The following is an 18,547-nucleotide window of genomic DNA, read 5'->3' on the forward strand; positions in this document are numbered from 1 at the left end:
TTTATGATTATTGAATGCTGTGTCCGGCAATGTGACCGCCGTCTAAATTAATGATTTCGCCAGTTACAAAATTACTTTCGGCCAAATAAAGAGCCAATTGAGCCACATCGCTAGTTTCTCCAATGCGTTTTAATAAATGCAATCCAGCCAAACTATCAGCATTGTCTACGCCAGTTTTAGCTTGAAGCGGACTTCTAATTATTCCCGGAGCAATGGCATTTACGCGAATATTGTTTTTCCCGAATTCAGCTGCAAGTTGTCTCGTAAAAGCATGAATACCGCCTTTGCTTGAAATTGGCGCGGTAGCAGGAAACCCATCAATAGCATGGTCAACCAAAACGGTTCCGATATTAATAATGGATCCTTCTCCTTGTCGCAACATCTGTTTTACTGCTGCCTGACTTGTAAAGTAAGTTCCCTTTAAATTAATGTTTAAAAAACGATCCAAGTCTTTTTCTTCTACATCTAAAAAAGCTTTTGGTTGAAAAATACCTGCATTATTGATTAATACATCAACGCTTCCAAAGCGTTCCAAAGCCGTTTGCACTAATTGTTTTCCCGTAGCAATAAGACTTACATCGCCATGTACCATTGCTAATTGGCTAGCGTGTCCTAATTCTTGATACGTATTTTCAAGGTTTTTTAAATTTGCGGAGTTGATGACTACATTATAGCCTTTTTCTAAAAATAATTGAGCGGTTGTTTTACCGATGCCTGTAGAGGCACCAGTGATTATGATTGTTTTCATTTTTTCTGATTCTTAAAAGTTATTTTTTTCTTTGAGCGGTAATGCCTTTTTCACGCAATACCGAAACTTGTTCGCCTGCAAATCCCCAATCGTCCAATTCTATTTCCTGAATGACTACATGGGTCAGGTTTGGATCTTTGTCTAAAACTTCAGTGATTAATTCTGTAATGCCAAAAATCAGCTGTTGTTTTTGCTCTCGGGTAACGCCTTCTCTCGTTAACTCTATTTTTATGTATGGCATGATTTCTAGGTATTAAGCAAGTTTTGCTGTTAGGTTAACATCCAATTCAAAATCATTGTAGATTAAAGTGTCGCCGAGATTGGTAAAGAAATTTCCAGAACGGAATTTCATGTCATATTTGGTACGGTCAATAATGATTTTACCAGATGCTTTCAATTCATCTTTATTGGCTTTTACTTCTAAATTGAAACCAATTGGATGTGTAATGGCTTTAATCGTAAGATTGCCTTCGATAAAATAATTTGAAGAAGATTGTTTTGAAACAGCTGTAATATCTAAAGTAGCAGTTTGGAATTTATCTGTAGAAAAGAAATCATCTGAGGCCAAATGCCCTGCAAACTGCTGATTTGTTGCAGGATCGGTGACGTCAAGAATTACAATAGAAGTGGTGTCGATAACGACATTTCCGCCAGTAAGTTCATCATTAGAAAAAGTAAAATTGCCTTCTTCAATATTAATCGTTCCGTTGTGTTGTCCAGTAACTTTTTTTCCGATCCAGTTTACTTGACTTTCAGTATTCGAAATTTTAAAATTTTGAGTTTCCATTATTCTGTATTTTAAATTGTTATTAATTTATGGTACAAAGTAATGGCGGTATTCAAAATTGATTACGTGATGTAGATCACATTCGTTAATGAGGTTTGGAAGCGTTGTATAATCGGCTTAGAGTTTCTCTCGAAACCCCGAGATAAGCCGCAATTAAATGTTTGGGAACAGTATTATACAATGCAGGATAAAGTACCAACAGTTCTTCATATCTCGTTTTGGTGTCATTATTCATAAAAGAAAGCAGTCTTTTTTGAGAAGCCACAAAACCGCGATTGGTACGCCATCTAAAAAAATGTTCTACTTCGTGTATTTCTTTACAGATTTTCTCTCGATCATTATTGGAGAGAGAAAGAATTTCAACATCCGAAATGCAATCTACATTAATTGTTGCTTTGGTTTTGTTGTAAAGTGCCGCGTAATCTGATGCCCACCAGGTTGACATGGCAAACTGCAGAATGTACATTTTTACTTCATCATTAACATAAAAAGATTTTAAACAGCCCGAAACCACAAAATATTCTTTATCGACCTGTTGTCCTTCACTAATAATGGTTTGTCCTTTTTTATACGTTTCTGTTTTAAAATGCGAAAAGAAATACTCAAACTGCTCATCAGTCAGGGTTACAATTTTAGAGACGTGTTCTTTTAAAAGGTTTTTGGCATCCATTTAGTAAAGATTTTATGGAAAGTAAAAATACTAAATATTGAAAAGATGTAAATGCTATAATTTGGAATGGTTTTAAAATACTAAACAAATAAGTAAAGCCTGTTTTTTCAGTAATGAAATTTTACGGTTGAGTGCTAAAAAATGATCTTTCAGTAATTTAAAAAATTAAACAAGCGTTTAATTAGTCAATTTTGCGAAAAAAAGTTTAATTACTATTATATGATTCCACAACTAACTATAATCGCCGCGACCAATTTTTCTGCAATTGCCAACAACGCTGTAAATTATGCTGCCGGACTTGCAAAAGCGACAGGAGCTAAATTGGTTTTATTTAATTCGTTTTCTTTGAGTGTACACAGTGCCAATTCGCATATTACAGCTGATGCGATGCAAAAGCAGATTGAAAAAGCGATTTCACGACTGGAAAATTTAGCAAAAGAAATAGCCGATTCTTTCAAAATTGAGACACAAGCGATTTGTACCTATTCTTTTTTAGAAGATGAACTGCCAAGAATTATTGACCAAACCAAAGCAGATGTTGTAGTAATGGGAATGGCGGAACGTTCTTTTGAGCAGGAATTATTAGGAAACTCGACTACTTCGGCAATAAAAAACCTTCATATTCCAGTATTGGCAGTTCCAGAAAAAGCACGTTTTCAGAATGTCAAAAAAGTACTGTATGCTTGCGATAGCTTAAGTTTTTCAGCCATTAAGAGATTCAGCTGGATCAAAAATGCATTAGGTGATTTGGGTGCTGAAATTGAGTTTTTCAGCGTAGATGAGAAATTGGACGATTTAAAAGAAGAGCAGCATCGAATTTTAATGAATTCAAATATCGAAAAAGAGTTTGAAGACGTGAAATACCTGTACAAGACAGTGAGATCAAATGCAGTTATTAACGAAATTAAGAAAGAAATTAAGAATTATGAAGCAGATATCTTAATTATGGTGCCTCAAAAGTATGGTTTTTGGGATTCTTTGGTACATAAAAGCAAAACTAGAATATTAGCTGCAGGATTAGACATACCATTGTTGTCGTTTCCGAATTATTAGTGTTATTTTTGTATCCGTTAAAAAAACTAAAAACATGAATGCAGTTATAACAGCTATAGGTGGCTTTGTGCCATCATCAATCCTAACGAATAAGATGATTTCGGAGACTGTTGATACATCTGACGAATGGATTGTAAAAAGAACTGGAATTAAAGAACGAAGAATCGCAGACGACGATACGGCAACTTCTGATCTTGCCGCTGCTGCTATTGAAAACCTAATTGAAAATTATAATGTAGATCGCGACGAAATTGAAGCTTTGCTTGTGGCAACTGCAACTCCCGATCACATTTTAGCACCGACAGCCAGTATCGTGTGTGAAAAAAGTGGACTAACAAATGCTTTTGGAATTGATATGAATGCAGCCTGCAGCGGCTTTTTATATGCGCTGGAAATGGGAGCAAACATGATTGAAAGTGGTCGTTACAGCAAGTTAATTATTGTTGGAGCAGACAAAATGAGTTCTATCGTAGATTATGAAGACCGTAATACTTGTATCCTTTTCGGAGATGGAGCAGGGGCGGTTTTACTTGAAAGAACGGAATCTGAAAACGGTTTGATGAAAACCATTTTAAAAACTGACGGAAGCGGTACGTCTTCATTAGCTGTTCCAGCTGGAGGTTCAAGAAATCCTACTTCTATGCAGAGTTTGTTGCACAGAACGCATTATTTAAAACAAGATGGTGCTTTTGTATTTAAAAGAGCAGTGGCTTCAATGGGACAGGTTTCTCAAGATGCTTTGGCTAAAAACGGATTACAATCTGAAGAAATTGACTGGGTAATTCCGCATCAGGCAAACTTAAGAATTATCAATGCAGTCGGAGAAAGTTTAAATATTGACGCTTCTAAAGTAAAAGTCAATATTGAGCGTTACGGAAATACTACTTCGGCAACAGTTCCGTTGTGCTTATGGGACTTTCAAGAAGATTTTAAAGAAGGTCAAAACTTATTGATTACGACTTTTGGTGCAGGATTTTCATGGGGAGCTACTTGTCTGAAATGGGGAGTGATGCGTGAAAAAAAAACAGTTCAAAAAACTGAAGATTCAAAAGTAGAAGAAGTTCTGGTGGCACACTAAATAGGGCCACGCAGATTTTCGATTCAAAATAGAGATGATTTAATGGGAAGACAGAAGCAAAATAAAAAATCAGGGAAAAACTTTTTCTATAAATATTACAGAGTAATAGTAATTCCTGCGGTTTTTTTAGTGTATTTGTCTTCTTATTACTTCTTAAATCCATACCGGAATTTTGAAGAAGAAACTTTGCTGGATCTGGATCAGACTTTTGATATTTTTATCATTTTACTGTACTGTGCCATATTGACTGAGCTGACACTTTTTGTTGGCAGAAAATTAAACAACTATATAAGCTGGGAACAAAATCCCTTTTTTAGAGCAATAGCACAGTTTATTTGTTTAATTGCCGGAAATATACTTTTAAATTACTTTTTCTCTTGTCTTTGGGATTATTTATATCCCTGCACAGCCTTGGAAGAAAATGATTTAGTTACCATTTGGCAGTCCAAAATTATGGCTGCTATTATTTCTCTTTTTATCAGCGCCATTCATACCGGTATATTTCTTTTAAACCGCTGGCGTTTAAATTCTATAGAAACCGCCGAATTGAAAATTAAAGCTTCTGAACTTCAGGAAGCCGTAACACGTTCAAAACTGGAATCCTTAAAAATGCAGTTAGACCCGCATTTTGTTTTCAATAATTTCAGTACGTTGACAGAATTGATTTATGAAGATCAAAAAGAAGCGGCTTCGTTTCTAGAGAATATCACAAGAGTGTATCGTTATATGATTTCAAATTCTAATAAAGATACCATTACTGTAAAAGAAGAAATTGAATTTCTGAACGCTTATTTTTATTTATTAAAAAAAAGACTGGGAGATAAAATCGATTTAAAAATTGATATTGAGCCTTCTTGTCAAGCATTGCATTTACCGCCTTTAACATTGCAGTTATTGGTTGAAAATGCTGTAAAACACAATATGGCTACTTTAGCCAATCCGCTTACGATTACTGTTTTTTGTGATTCGAAAGATATTATCGTCAGAAATAATCTCCAGCGAACAGCAGGAAAAAGCCTAGTTTCTACCGGAATTGGAAATAAAAACATTGAATTTCGTTATAAAATTTTATCTGAAAGAATGCCGGTTTTTAAAGAAGCAAACGGCTATTATGAAGTACGTCTACCGTTAATTGAAGTATTATGAAAATTTTAATTGTAGAAGATGAAAGTATCAATGCCAGCCGTCTAAAAAGACTGCTGGAGGAATTAGAACCTAATTGTGAAATTCTAGGGATTATCGATACTGTTGTTGATACAGTTGCCTGGCTGAAATCGAATCCTGCTCCCGATTTAATCACACTGGATATTCGTTTAGCAGACGGACTAAGCTTTTCTATTTTTGACGAAATCAATATTACCTGTCCGGTTATTTTTACTACGGCTTATGACGAATATGCTATTCGGGCTTTTAAGGTCAATAGCATTGATTATTTGATGAAACCAATTGATAAAGGCGAATTGGAATTTGCTTTAACGAAATTTAAATCTTTATCTAAAAAAGAAACAGAAACCAACGTTTCGAATATAACTGGAATTCTAAAAGAACTTATTCATAAACCAATCTACAGACTTCGTTTTTTGGTAACCTATCGTGACGGCTATAAAAGCGTAGATGTTGCTGATATTGATTTTATTTATTCGGAATTCAAAACGAGTAATTTGTTCCTGAAATCGGGTACTATTATTTCGATTCCACAAACTATGGAAGAATTGGAACAGGAATTAGATCCTAATATCTTTTTCAGAGCCAACAGACAATTCTTCATTCGCGCAGAAAGCATCAAATCTATTGCGAATTACTTCAATGCAAAACTTAAAATCCAACTTAAACTAGATTCCGAACGCGAAGTAATTATTAGCAGGGAAAAAACACCATTTTTTAAACAGTGGATGGACAGATAAGTTATTAAGATTCTAAGATGCTAAGTTTTTTGCTGCGAAGACACTAAGACGCAAAGTTTTTTTTATGCCACTGATTAAAAGGATTTGAAAGGATTTTTTTCATGAAGATCCTGCAAATTTAATCTCGCAAGGTCGCTAAGGCGCAGAGTTTTTCTACGCACAGTTTTGTCACGGATGACAAAAACAAGCATAAGAAATCTTTTCGCCAGAAAAGAAAAAACCTCTGTCCCTTTGCTACTTTGTTACTTTGTCCCTTTATCTAAAAAACTTTGCGTCTTAGTGCCTTTGTGGCAAAAAAAATAAAGTCTTCGAAATAAAAAATCCGTGAGATTCTATTTCAGTCTTTTCAAATCAAAATTTTAATTAGAGAAAATTCGTGAATTCGTGGCTAAAAAAACTTCGCGTTTTAGCGCCTTCTCGGCCGAAACACCCCATACGTTTCAGTATCAAAAAATGTCGTTTGGGTAAAATTCTCCCAAAAAAAAGCGGTGTTGAGCTGTTATTTTGCGGCCAAATATGAGGTAATTCATTTAAAATGAAAAGTAAAATGACAAAACAGTTTTTTCAAAATAACAAGGCAATTGGCAGGATTGCGATTTTATTGATTATAATTTCTTTTTCTTCCTGCGGGAAAAGTGCCGATGCGCAAATGGCGCCTCCAAAACCGGATGTTGATTTTCTACAAACAAGTTCAGCTGATGGAGCAGTAGAGAAAAAATATCCAGGAACAGTCGAAGGTACTGTAAACGTTGATATAAAAGCTCAGGTATCAGGATATCTTGAAGCTATTTATGTAAAAGAAGGAGATTACGTAAACAAAGGACAATCTCTTTTTAAAATAAAAGGCGATGTGTATGCTGAACAGGTAAACAACAGCCGTGCAGCTTACAAAAGTGCTTTGGCAAACTTAGCCAATGCCAAATTGGAAGTAGAAAAAATCAAACCGCTTGTGGAAGGAAAAGTTTTTTCAGACATGCAGTTAAAAACAGCGCAGGCCAATTACGAAGCTGCAACCGCACAAGTAGCACAGGCTAAGGCCGCTTTAGGATCATCTCAGTTAAATGCCGATTTCTCTTTGATTAAAGCTCCTGTAAGCGGCTATATTAGCCGTATTCCTAATCGTGTCGGAAACTTGGTTACTCCAAACGATGCCGTTCCGTTAACTACGCTTTCTGAAATCAACAATGTATTTGTTTATTTTTCTTTGACAGAAGCCGATTACTTAGCTTTTTCTAAAGATGCAAAAGCGAATCAAACCGTAAGTTTAATTATGGCAGATGACAGCGAATACGATCAAAAAGGAAAACTGGAAGTGGCGAGTGGAAACATTGATCGTTCTACAGGAACAATCGCTTTAAAAGCCATTTTTCCAAATCCGAAAAAAATATTGCGTTCCGGAGGTTCTGCCCGAATTGTATTGAACAAAAGTTTGTCTTCTGTAGTTACAGTTCCAATGGCGAGTGTAAAAGATATTCAGGATAAATTCTTTGTTTTTGTTTTGAAAGACGGCAATAAAGTCGCTATGGTTCCAATTGAAATTGCAGGAAGCGCAGGATCAGATTACTTTGTAAAATCAGGTTTAAAATCGGGTGATAAAGTGGCTTTGAATTCTATCGATGTACTTTATGATAGTATGGAAGTTGTTCCAAAAACCGCTGCTAAAGCCGTGAGCAGCAAATAATTTTTTGATTATAATATAAAATAACATTTTCCATGTTAAAAAAAATAATAGACAGGCCAGTTTTGGCCACAGTTATCTCTATTGTATTGGTAATATTGGGGATCATTGGTCTTACAAGATTATCGGTAACAAGATTTCCGGATATTTCGCCTCCTACCGTTATGGTAAGCGGTTCGTATCCAGGAGGAAACAGTGAAACCGTTATTCGTTCGGTGGTTACGCCATTGGAAGAACAGATTAACGGAGTTGAAAATATGCAGTACATTAAATCGACTGCCAGTAACGACGGATCTTTTTCAATCAGCGTTATTTTCAAACAGGGGATAGACCCAGATCAAGCTGCGGTAAACGTGCAGAACAGAGTTCAGCAGGCAACACCAAAGCTTCCTCAGGAAGTGGTGCGTATGGGACTTACGACTTCAAAACAGCAAAACAGTATGATTGTTATTTTCAACTTGTATACAGAGGATAATAGCAAATACGACGAGTTGTTTTTACAGAATTATGCGAATATCAATCTTGTACCACAGATGAAACGTGTTCCGGGTGTTGGACAAGTTCAAATTTTTGGTCAGAAAGATTATTCGATGCGTATCTGGCTGGATCCAAGAAAAATGGCCAATGCCGGTTTAGTTCCTTCAGATGTTACACAAGCTATTGCAGAACAGAGTTTAGAATCGGCTCCGGGAAAACTGGGAGAAGAATCTACAGCAGCTTTAGAATATGTAATTCGTTACAAAGGAAAAAAGAACAAACCAGAACAGTATGAAAATATTGTGGTTAAAAATAACGGAAGTAATGTTCTGAGATTAAAAGATGTTGCCAGAGTTGAATTTGGTTCTATTTCGTATAGCGGAGACAACAAATCGAATAGTAAAAATGCTGTGACGATGGCAATTTTACAAACTTCGGGATCCAATGCAAACGACATTGAAATCGGAATTAATAAAGAAGTAGAAAGATTATCTAAATCTTTTCCTCCAGGTATTAAATACGTCAACGTAATGAGTACCAAAGAACGTTTGGACGAAGCAACAGGACAAGTAAAATCGACTTTGTTTGAAGCTTTTATTTTGGTATTTATCGTAGTATTTATATTCCTTCAGGACATTCGCTCGACGATAATTCCAGCAATTGCAGTGCCGGTAGCCATTGTAGGAACGTTTTTCTTTTTATTGGTTTTTGGATTTACCATTAATATTTTAACGCTTTTCGCTTTGGTACTGGCCATTGGAATTGTGGTCGATGATGCGATTGTCGTCGTCGAAGCCGTTCACAGTAAAATGGAAGAAGACGAAGGAATTTCAGCCAAAGAAGCGACTCATGGTGCGATGGCAGAAATTACGGGAGCAGTAATTTCGATTACTTTGGTAATGTCGGCAGTATTTATTCCGATTGGATTCATGACAGGATCTTCTGGAATTTTCTATAAACAGTTTGCTTATACATTAGCTATTGCGATTATTATTTCGGCTGTAAATGCCTTAACATTAACTCCTGCATTATGTGCGCTTTTGCTAAAGAATCATGGAGATAAACATGGCAATCACGAACATAAAACGAGTTTCAAGGACCGATTTTTCGTTGGATTCAATACGAGTTTCAACAACTTAACAGGTAGATACATTAAAGGTGTTCGTTTCCTTATTGGAAGAAAATGGCTTGCGGCAGGTTTGGTTACAGGAATATCTGCTTTGGCAGTTTATATGATGATGTCGACTCCAAAAAGTTTTGTTCCGTTAGAAGATGACGGATTTATGGTGTACAGTTTATCAATGCCGCCAGGAACCGCTTTAGACAGAACAACTGCTGTAATTCAAAGAATGGAAAAAGAATTATCCGGAATTGAAGCTATTGATGTGAATACCAGTATTACCGGTTTCAACATCTTAAGCAACAGTGCGAGTACCGCTTACGGATTAGGATTTATCAAATTAAAACCTAAAAAAGAAAGAGGTGCTGTAAAAGATATTGATGAAATCATGAATATCGTAAATGGCAAATTGGCTAAAATCAAAGAAGGTTCGATTATGGTTTTCAGAATGCCACCTGTTGAAGGATTTGGTGTAACGAGTGGTGCCGAAATTGTGTTGCAAGACAGAATGGCGAGAAGTCCGGAAGCTTTAAAAGCAATGTCGGATAAAGTAATCGGACAGATTATGCAGCAACCGGGAGTGCAATATGCCTACACCACTTTTAGAGCCGATTATCCGCAGTTGGAATTGGAAGTCGATGAAGATAAAGCCCGTCAGATGGGAGTGAATATCAAAGAACTTTTAGGCAATATCCAGACCTATTTTGCCGGTGATCAATCGTCAGATTTTACCCGATTTGGTAAGTTTTACAGAGTTAACGTAAAAGCAGACGGAATTTTTAGAATGGATCAGGATGCGTTTAACGAAATTTTTGTTCGAAATAATGAAATGCAGATGGTTCCTGTAAAATCGATTGTAAAATTCCATAAAGTGTACGGACCGGAATCGGTAAACCGATATAACCTTTATAATTCTGTAAACATTACTGCAATGGCATTGCCGGGTTATAGTAACGGTCAAATCATGGGGAATTTGGAAACGATGTTAGACAAACTTCCTGCAGATTATAGTTACGAATGGACAGGTTTAAGTTTGGAAGAAAAAGCCGGAGGAAACCAAACGGTTGCTATTTTCGGATTATGTCTCTTGTTTGTATTCTTTTTATTGGCTGCGCAATATGAAAGTTATTTGTTGCCATTGGCTGTATTGCTTTCAATTCCGACAGGAATTTTAGGAGCTTTCGCTGGAGTAAAAGCAGTTGGTTTAGACAACAATATTTACGTTCAGGTTGGTTTAATCATGCTCGTCGGATTGCTTGCAAAAAATGCCATTTTGATTGTGGAATTTGCGCTTCAAAGACGTTTAGCCGGATTAAGCATTGTCGAAGCCGCGATTGAGGGGGCAAGGTCAAGGCTTCGACCAATTATCATGACTTCGCTTGCCTTTATTGTCGGAATGATTCCGTTGATGTTTGCTTCTGGAGGAACTGCAGTTGGTAATCGATCTATTAGCGTCAGTGCAGCCGTAGGAATGTTAAGCGGTGTTGTTTTGGGAATTTTTGTAATTCCGTTGCTGTTCATTGTGTTCCAGTATTTACAAGAAAAAGTATCTGGGAAGAAGATTGCAGCACAAGTTCAAACTATAAACGAATAATAATGAAAATACTATATAAGATTGGAATTGTTTTACTTACCGGAACGATCATGACATCGTGTGTGGTAGGAAAAAAATATTCCCGTGAAGATTTAAAAGCTCCGGAAAAATACCGTGAAGAAATTGCGGTTACTGGAGATACAATTCTGCTTCCGTGGAAAAGCTATTATAAAGATCCTTTGTTGGTTAATTTAATTGAAAAAGCACTCGTTAAAAACAACGAGGTGCTTATTGCAATGAAAAGTATGGAACAACTTGACCTTAGTTACAAACAAGCCAAGTTGTCCTTACTTCCAACACTTGATTTTGATGCAGGAGCAAGTCGTGCCTACCAGTCCAAAAACTCTTTAAACGGTTCGTTAAGTGCTCAGTTTATCGGAAAAGATTATATGGACGATTACAGTGCTAACCTACGTATGTCCTGGGAAGTCGATATTTGGGGAAAAGCAGCCATGCAAAAAAGAGATGCCAAGGCGGCTTATTTTGCTCAGAAAGAAAATCTTTCAGCATTAAAAACCCGAATTATTGTTCAGGTAGCACAAGCTTATTATAATCTTTTAGGTTTGGATGAACAGCTGAAAATTGCAGAGAAAAATATTGAATTGAGCACCAGTACTTTAGATATGATGAAGCTGCAGTACAATTCGGGTTCCATTAGTTCTTTAGCAGTAAACCAAACAGAAGCACAAAAGAAAACGGCTGAATTATTAGTCCCATTAGCAAAAGCGAATATTGCAGTTCAAGAAAATGCTTTACAGATTTTGTGCAGTGAATATCCAAATAGTATTGAACGTGCGGGAAATATTGATGCAGCTGAGATAAATGTTGTTTTTCCAACAGGAATTCCAGTTTCGCTTTTAAGCCGAAGACCAGATGTAAAAGCCAGCGAATATGCAGTTATGTCAGCTGTTGCTAAAACAGGACTGGCAAAAGCTGCCATGTATCCCACTTTAAGCTTAAATCCGTCAATAGGAGTGAATTCATTTGAATTTGATAAATGGTTTGATTTTCCAGGATCGGTTACCAAAAACATCGCTGCAAATCTTGCTCAGCCAATTTTTAGAAAAAAAGCATTGAGTACAGCTTACAAAGTTGCTGTTTTAGAACAGGAAAAAGCGGCAGTTCAGTTTAAACAGTCTTTTATAACAGCTGTCGGCGAAGTAAACGATGCAATGTCAAGACTGAAATATGCTGATGAAAGAATTGTTTTAGCCAAAGAAAAAGCACAATCTCTGGATAAAGCCACTTCTGATGCATCTTTACTTTACAAAAGTGGTATGGCCAATTATTTAGAAGTCATAACGGCTCAAAACAGTTCACTTCAGAATGATCTGGATGTTGTGACTATAAAATTGGAAAAACTAAATGCGGCCATTAATCTTTATCGTGCCTTAGGTGGTGGAGTAGAGTAAAAGCCTAATAATTATTACAATTCGCCATCGCTGGAAGGAAACTTCAGAGGTGGTGAATTTGTGTTTTAATTGATTTTGAATTACTGAGATGGACAAAATTACTTTTACGCGTTCAGAACTTTATGGTTTAGTTTGGAAATTTCCACTCGTACAAGTTGCAAAACATTATGAAATTTCTACGATGGGAATAAAAAATGCCTGTGCTAAACTGGAAATTCCGCTGCCCAAAAACAAACATTGGACAAGACCGGAATATAAGCGTATGGACATTCCAAAATTGGCTTTCAATTATAAAGGACATAATGAAATCAGTATTTTTAAGAAAAGGTACGACATGCAGTTTAGAACTGCTTCCAAACCAACACCTTTACAAGAATTAGCAGGAAAAATAAAAAGTGATGCGAACGCACCTTTACAAGTTCCTAAAAAGCTGAAAAAGCCTATCGCTATTGTAACAGCAACACAAAAATATTGGATCAACAAAGCCTTAAACGATAGGATTTATGAACCTAAATCTAAAGTTTTAGACTTAAATGTTTCAATTGACAATATAAATCGAGCTTTACTTTTTATGGATGCTTTCATAAAACTGATAGAATACCGTGGTCATAAATTTGGAAAAAGTAACGACGGTTTAGATACTGTTTTTTTCAGCAACGGAATCGAAATTAAAGTCGATTTAAGAGAAGCTTTAAAACGAATTACCGCAAACGGTCTAAGAGAAACTACAGAATATGTTTTTACAGACGATTTTATCTTTAGAGTTTCAAGAGAATCGGATAAAAAAGAATGGCGCGATGGACGTGTTTCATTAGAAGATAATTTGGCAATCATTACAGCCAAATTAGAATTAATGGCAATGGAAGAATAAGATAACCTGCTGGAATTGATCACATTCAGCAGGTTTTTTATTTAATGGATTTCCTTTTTTAAAAATAGTTGTTTTGCAGGAAGATTTTCGGTTATAGTTCCAAAATAATTAAATGCTGAGTATCCCATTTCAATTAAAGTTTCTTTTAACATCAGATCAGTTTCAAAGAGTTTTACCCAAATAAAATCGTGTTTTCTTTGTCTGGCGATTTCTTCAGCACGAGTAAAAAGCAGCTGAATTTCTTCAACACTAAAATGTACGATATGCTCGATGCAGACGGGTTTTGAAGCTTCTATTTTTTCATTAAATATCCGGTTGGAATTCAATTGAAGAAAAGAAAAAGGAATTTCATTTTCATGAATCCTTAAAACTTCGATGTTAAAATCATTTTGGACTTTAAAAAGTTCTGGAACAGAAAGATATTCAGAAACATACTGTTCTCCGACTTCTTCAGATAAAAATAAATCAGAGTAGAATTTTTTGGCTTTAGCTTCCATATTGGTAGCTGTGTCCTGTATTATAACTACAAATTGTGCTTTTTTAGACATGTTTTCAGGTATTGAATTTCAATACAAAACTGCACTTATTTGTTTGGCAAGAAAAGGGAAGGAAGTCTGAAATGTTGGTCAGAAAGTCGGTTTTCTAAATACTGTTTCGATATTCTAAAGGAGAAAGCTTTGTGTAGTTTTTAAAGAATTTGCCAAAAACAGACTGGTTCGAAAAATGCAAGATATCACTGATTTGATTAATCGTTAATGATTTATTCTGAAGTAGTACTTTGGCTTCCAAAATAATCATTTCATCAATCCATTCACGAGTCGTTTTACCGCTGTTATTTTTAATCACTTCTGAAAGATATTTTCGCGTCACATTTAGACTTTCCGCATAATAAGACGGAGAACGATGTTGAATAAAATCTTTTACCAAAAGTGCTTTAAATCTTTCAAACAACGGATTCTGACCTTCCCTTTGCGGCAGATTTTGTTTCATCGAATCCAGTTCAAATATCAAAACATACAAATAACTTCGAAGAATAGAAGCCTGATGAAAATGATCTGTTTGAAGATTTTCCTCGATTAAATTAAAAAGCTGTTCGAATTTGGTTTTGTTTTTTTTCTCCAAAGGAAATACGTGCATTGCACTGTTTTCGAAAAAATCATATTGAGAAAGAAAAAATACATTGGTTTGCGTTTCGAGAAAAAACTTAGGTTTAAAAAAAATAATATCCATTAAAATTTCCTCGCTGTTTTTGCTGAAACTTCGAATGACATTTGGCCCAAGCGCAAGCATAGCTGGAGCTTCAATCACGATTTTATCTAATCGTGTCTGCAATACAATGCTTCCCTTTTTCAGAAATTCAATCGCATAACTTTCAGCCCGATACGGAATATCAATGTACGGATGCTCTTCAATCTGTACATAAAAATAGTCTTTGTTGTGGTTTTCGTCTGTAAACAGGCTTTTATGATGCTCGAGTGAATAGGTATCGATTTTGCTCATTTTCTATGGAGCTTTTTTTGGAAGTTTTATTTCTCAAATATAAGGAAAATTGCGTATTTCATGTAGATATGAGCCGTTCCTATGGAACTCATTTGATTGCGGTCAATTTATTCAACGGATTAAAATCCGTTGCTACAATATTTTTTCATTCCTACGTAATTTCTTTGATGGTTATCAATTTGTTTTGATAGATTAATTTAATAACGATGGCTTGTTACATTATTTGTCATTGCTAAAGAATCTGATTAAACAGTTCAATTAGATTTTAAGTCAAGTATATAAAAGAGCCGCTAGGCTCGAACTATTTTGTAGAGCCGGATTTTAATCCGGTTAAAAAAATCACGTCCAAATTTAAAGAGCCGTAAGCTCGATTCCTATTTTGTGGAGAAATGAGCCGTTCCTATGGAACTCATTTGATTGCGGTCAATTTATTCAACGGATTAAAATCCGTTGCTACAATATTTTTCCATTTCTACGGAATTTCTTTGATTGTTATCAATTTGTTTTGATAGATTAATTTAATAACGATGGCTTGTTACATTATTTGTCATTGCTAAAGAATCTGATTAAACAGTTCAATTAGATTTTAAGTCAAGTATATAAAAGAGCCGCTAGGCTCGAACCATTTTGTAGGGCTGGATTTTAATCCGGTTTGAAAAAATGGCCACCAAACTGGAGAGCCATAGGCTCGATTCATATTTTACAAAGCGTTTCGTATTAAAACAATAAAGGCTGTCTTGTGGACAGCCTTTAAAAACTAATTAAAATAAAAAAAATAAAAAAATCGATAAGAATATTTTAAACCCTGAAACTAAAAATGGGGTTAAAATTGATTCTTACTTTGCTTTCATGAGCACTTGTACGCTGTTAGATTTTTTCAAAGCATTTACTGTAAATTCTTTTAAATCTTTTGCAGTGATCGTGCTTAGTGTATTTTTAAGAAGTTCCATATCAAGAGGTGTTTCGTCATTACGGACATAAGAAGTCAACGCACCCAGCCAATAACTGTTCTCTTTGATCTGTTCCTGATAATTTTTGATTATAGATTGTTTAATGTCTTCCAGCATATTCGCAGGAATGTTTTCTGTTTGTACTCTTGTTAGTTCTGCGTGAACGATTTTTATCAACGCATCTGCTTTGTCCGGATTACAGTCAAAATTGATTTCTAAAGAGTATAATGGAGAAGGGGATTGCGATAAATTGGCTCCAACTTGAACTCCGTAACTACCGCCTTCTTCTTCACGAATGGTTTCTAAATAACGTTTTTTCAGCCACTCCGAAACCATGAAACTCAGAATTTTGTTCTTTTTAGAATAGGTTACATCTTTATTTTCTAAATGAAGATAAACAGTCGTTTTGGGCGTATCCATCGTTCTGAAAATTGTTTTTTCAGTATTTCCGTCTTTCATATAAATTTTATGGTCGACGTATGTTTCTGTTTTTTCGCTTGATGGAATATTGCCTAAATAGGTATTGATTACTTCAATATCTTTCTCAGAGATGTTTCCTACGAAAAGGAAAGTAAAATCTCCTGCATTAGAAAAACGTTCGGTGTAGAATTTCTTTGCTTTATTCAAATCAAAAGCATTGATGAAGTCTTGATTCAATAACCAATTGCGTTTATTATAATTGCTGTTTAAAACCGAAATCGTATCACTTAATGCTTTTTCGTTGCTATTGTGAGCATTGTTGAGTTTGTTTTGGTACTGCTCTTTAATTTTGTCAAAAGTATTGGCGTCAAATCTTGGATGCTGAAAATATAAATAAGTGAGCTGTAACAAAGTTGTCAAAGATTCTTTATTGCTGCTTCCGTTAAAACCTTCATACAAGCCTCCAATATATGGATTCACGGTAGCTGTTTTACCAGTTAGTTTCTTTTTTAAATCGGTAAACTTATAATCTCCTAAACCAGAATATGAAGCCACACCAGTAGCAATCTGAGCTGACGGAAGATCCTGCCAGTCTGCAAGCGAATTTCCTCCTGCGCTGTAAGCCGAAAACAAAATCTGGTCTTTGCTTAATGTGGTTGGATAAATAATCACTTTTGCACCGTTGGCCAAAGTATATTGTTTCGTATTCGCAAAAGCTTTAATGTCGCTGGTTTTTACAATCGCTTTTTCTGTCAATTGCTCTTTTACCAATGAAGCTGTAAGTTCTTCTTCTTTGTATGGTTCCAATTTGCTGTTTGAAATGGTTTTCATCGCATTCCAATAATCATTTGCTTCAGGAAATTTCGTTGCAGCATCTTCTGGAGCAGAAACCGATAATATTAAGTTTTGTTTTGGCTCTAAAGCTCTAAAGGCGGCATTTACCTGCTCGAGTGTAACTTTATCTAAGAAGCTGTTCATCCATTTGTACTCTTGATCCATTGTCATAACTGGATTGGCTTCTAGGAAATACATCTGAAATTGTTCTGCCCAAGATCCGTTGCTGATTTTATCTTTATTTGCCAGACGATTGTCATAACTGCTACGCATTTTGGTTTTCAAGCGGTCTAATTCCTGCTGTGTAAAGCCGTTTTGAATGGCTCTTTCATATTCTCTATACGCTTCTGAAAAAGCTTCTAAAAACATGACTTTTTTAGGGGCAATATTCAATGAAAATTTGCTGTCTAATCTGGAAAGATTGCTATTAGATATTCCAAAAGATAAAGCAGCCGTTTCATTATTCAAGATATATTCTCCAAAACGAATATTCATTAACTGCATGGCAAGGCTTTCCTGCATGTTTTTGGTCATTTCAGTTTCGTTTTGCACTAAAGGTTTTGGTCTGGTATAGGACAGTGAAATCCCTGAGCGCTGTAATTCCTTATCGGTAGCCAGAACATAGCGATTTTCTTTTTGCACCGGAATTTTTTCGTATTCTCTTTTGTTGATTTTCTTTGGAGTAGGTATCGAACCGAAAATCTCTTTAACGCGTTTCTCGATTAACGCCACATCGATATCTCCAACAATAATGACAGCTTGGTTTTGAGGCTGATACCACTTTTTGTAATAATCTCTTAAAACCTGATATTTGAAATTATTGATGACATTCAAATCTCCGATTACATTTCGTTTGGCATATTTAGAACCTTGAAAAACGACTTTGTCTATTTTTTCTCCGGCTCTGTAATCTGCATTTCTTCTGGTGCGCCATTCCTCACGAATAACGCCTCTTTCGGCATCAATTTCGTTGTCGGCCAAAAGTAAATAACCTGACCAATCGTGCAATACATACATGCAAGAATCCAACAAAGTTTTATTTTCTGCAGGAACATTACTGATATTGTAAACGGTTTCGTCATAAGCCGTGTAAGCATTGATGTCTTTTCCAAAAGAAACACCTTGTTTTTCCAGCATATTGATAATTCCTTTTCCTTTAAAGTGTTCTGTACCATTAAAGGCCATGTGTTCCAGAAAATGAGCTAATCCGTCCTGATCGTCGTTTTCTAGAATCGCTCCAACATTTTGCACGAAATAGAAATCGGCTCTGTCTTTTGGCCATTCGTTGTGCATGATGAAATATTGCATTCCATTTTTAAGCGTTCCATGAGCCACTTCTTTGGGCAGTGGAAAAGTAGTTTTAAACTGAGCAGAAACCTGAGTTAAACCCAGAAATAGGAAATGCGCTAAAATTAATTTTGCTTTCATTGTTGATCCTTATTGTTCTTTTT

The 18,547-nt window shown here is 35.6% G+C and carries 15 protein-coding genes; 8 read left to right on the top strand and 7 right to left on the bottom strand.

From position 1 onward, the window contains the following. Nucleotides 1–7: 7 nt before the first annotated feature. From BM289_RS15575 to BM289_RS15590, 4 genes are all read right to left on the bottom strand, one after another. Entirely contained in the window at nt 8–748 is a 741-nt protein-coding gene (locus tag BM289_RS15575) for an SDR family NAD(P)-dependent oxidoreductase (RefSeq protein ID WP_091495179.1), read from the bottom strand. 19 nt (nt 749–767) lie between these two features. Further along, complete coding sequence (locus BM289_RS15580; protein WP_091495181.1) at nt 768–989, bottom strand: tautomerase family protein; 222 nt, start codon at nt 987–989, stop codon at nt 768–770. Nucleotides 990–1,001: 12 nt separating this feature from the next. After that, entirely contained in the window at nt 1,002–1,535 is a 534-nt protein-coding gene (locus BM289_RS15585) for a YceI family protein (RefSeq protein ID WP_091495183.1), read from the bottom strand. A gap of 85 nt (nt 1,536–1,620) precedes the next feature. Continuing rightward, a complete protein-coding gene (locus BM289_RS15590; RefSeq protein WP_091495185.1) occupies nt 1,621–2,205 on the bottom strand; it encodes a Crp/Fnr family transcriptional regulator in 585 nt (194 codons plus the stop codon). A gap of 219 nt (nt 2,206–2,424) precedes the next feature. Here BM289_RS15590 and BM289_RS15595 point away from each other — a divergent pair, with 219 nt between their 5' ends. The 8 genes from BM289_RS15595 (at nt 2,425) to BM289_RS15630 (ending at nt 13,392) form a co-directional block, all read left to right on the top strand. After that, nucleotides 2,425–3,258 carry a universal stress protein gene (locus BM289_RS15595; RefSeq protein WP_091495186.1) on the top strand — a complete coding sequence of 278 codons (834 nt, stop codon included), beginning with the start codon at nt 2,425–2,427 and terminating at the stop codon, nt 3,256–3,258. 34 nt (nt 3,259–3,292) lie between these two features. Continuing rightward, nucleotides 3,293–4,336: a beta-ketoacyl-ACP synthase III gene (locus BM289_RS15600; RefSeq protein WP_091495188.1), complete on the top strand. Its 1,044-nt coding sequence runs from the start codon at nt 3,293–3,295 to the stop codon at nt 4,334–4,336. A 42-nt stretch (nt 4,337–4,378) separates the two neighbouring features. Beyond that, complete coding sequence (locus BM289_RS15605) at nt 4,379–5,482, top strand: sensor histidine kinase (protein WP_091495190.1); 1,104 nt, start codon at nt 4,379–4,381, stop codon at nt 5,480–5,482. Then, nucleotides 5,479–6,240, top strand: coding sequence for a LytR/AlgR family response regulator transcription factor (locus BM289_RS15610; protein WP_091495192.1), 762 nt, complete (start codon nt 5,479–5,481; stop codon nt 6,238–6,240). The genes BM289_RS15605 and BM289_RS15610 overlap by 4 nt, the downstream gene beginning before the upstream one ends. A gap of 547 nt (nt 6,241–6,787) precedes the next feature. Further along, entirely contained in the window at nt 6,788–7,921 is a 1,134-nt protein-coding gene (locus BM289_RS15615; protein WP_091495408.1) for an efflux RND transporter periplasmic adaptor subunit, read from the top strand. A gap of 32 nt (nt 7,922–7,953) precedes the next feature. Then, nucleotides 7,954–11,109, top strand: coding sequence for an efflux RND transporter permease subunit (locus tag BM289_RS15620; protein WP_091495194.1), 3,156 nt, complete (start codon nt 7,954–7,956; stop codon nt 11,107–11,109). Between the two features lie 2 nt (nt 11,110–11,111). Further along, complete coding sequence (locus tag BM289_RS15625; protein WP_091495196.1) at nt 11,112–12,521, top strand: efflux transporter outer membrane subunit; 1,410 nt, start codon at nt 11,112–11,114, stop codon at nt 12,519–12,521. A gap of 88 nt (nt 12,522–12,609) precedes the next feature. Further along, a complete protein-coding gene (locus BM289_RS15630) occupies nt 12,610–13,392 on the top strand; it encodes a hypothetical protein (RefSeq protein WP_091495198.1) in 783 nt (260 codons plus the stop codon). A gap of 41 nt (nt 13,393–13,433) precedes the next feature. Here the strand turns inward: BM289_RS15630 and BM289_RS15635 are convergent, their stop codons facing one another. The 3 genes from BM289_RS15635 to BM289_RS15650 form a co-directional block, all read right to left on the bottom strand. Further along, nucleotides 13,434–13,940, bottom strand: a complete 507-nt coding sequence (locus BM289_RS15635; RefSeq protein ID WP_091495200.1) for a hypothetical protein — start codon at nt 13,938–13,940, stop codon at nt 13,434–13,436. 94 nt (nt 13,941–14,034) lie between these two features. Beyond that, on the bottom strand, nt 14,035–14,892 hold the full coding sequence (locus BM289_RS15640; RefSeq protein ID WP_091495202.1) for a helix-turn-helix domain-containing protein: 858 nt from the start codon (nt 14,890–14,892) through the stop codon (nt 14,035–14,037). 836 nt (nt 14,893–15,728) lie between these two features. Then, a complete protein-coding gene (locus tag BM289_RS15650; RefSeq protein ID WP_091495206.1) occupies nt 15,729–18,524 on the bottom strand; it encodes a M16 family metallopeptidase in 2,796 nt (931 codons plus the stop codon). Nucleotides 18,525–18,547: the final 23 nt, after the last annotated feature.

The organism is Flavobacterium phragmitis, from assembly GCF_900112575.1.
Lineage (GTDB): Bacteria > Bacteroidota > Bacteroidia > Flavobacteriales > Flavobacteriaceae > Flavobacterium > Flavobacterium phragmitis.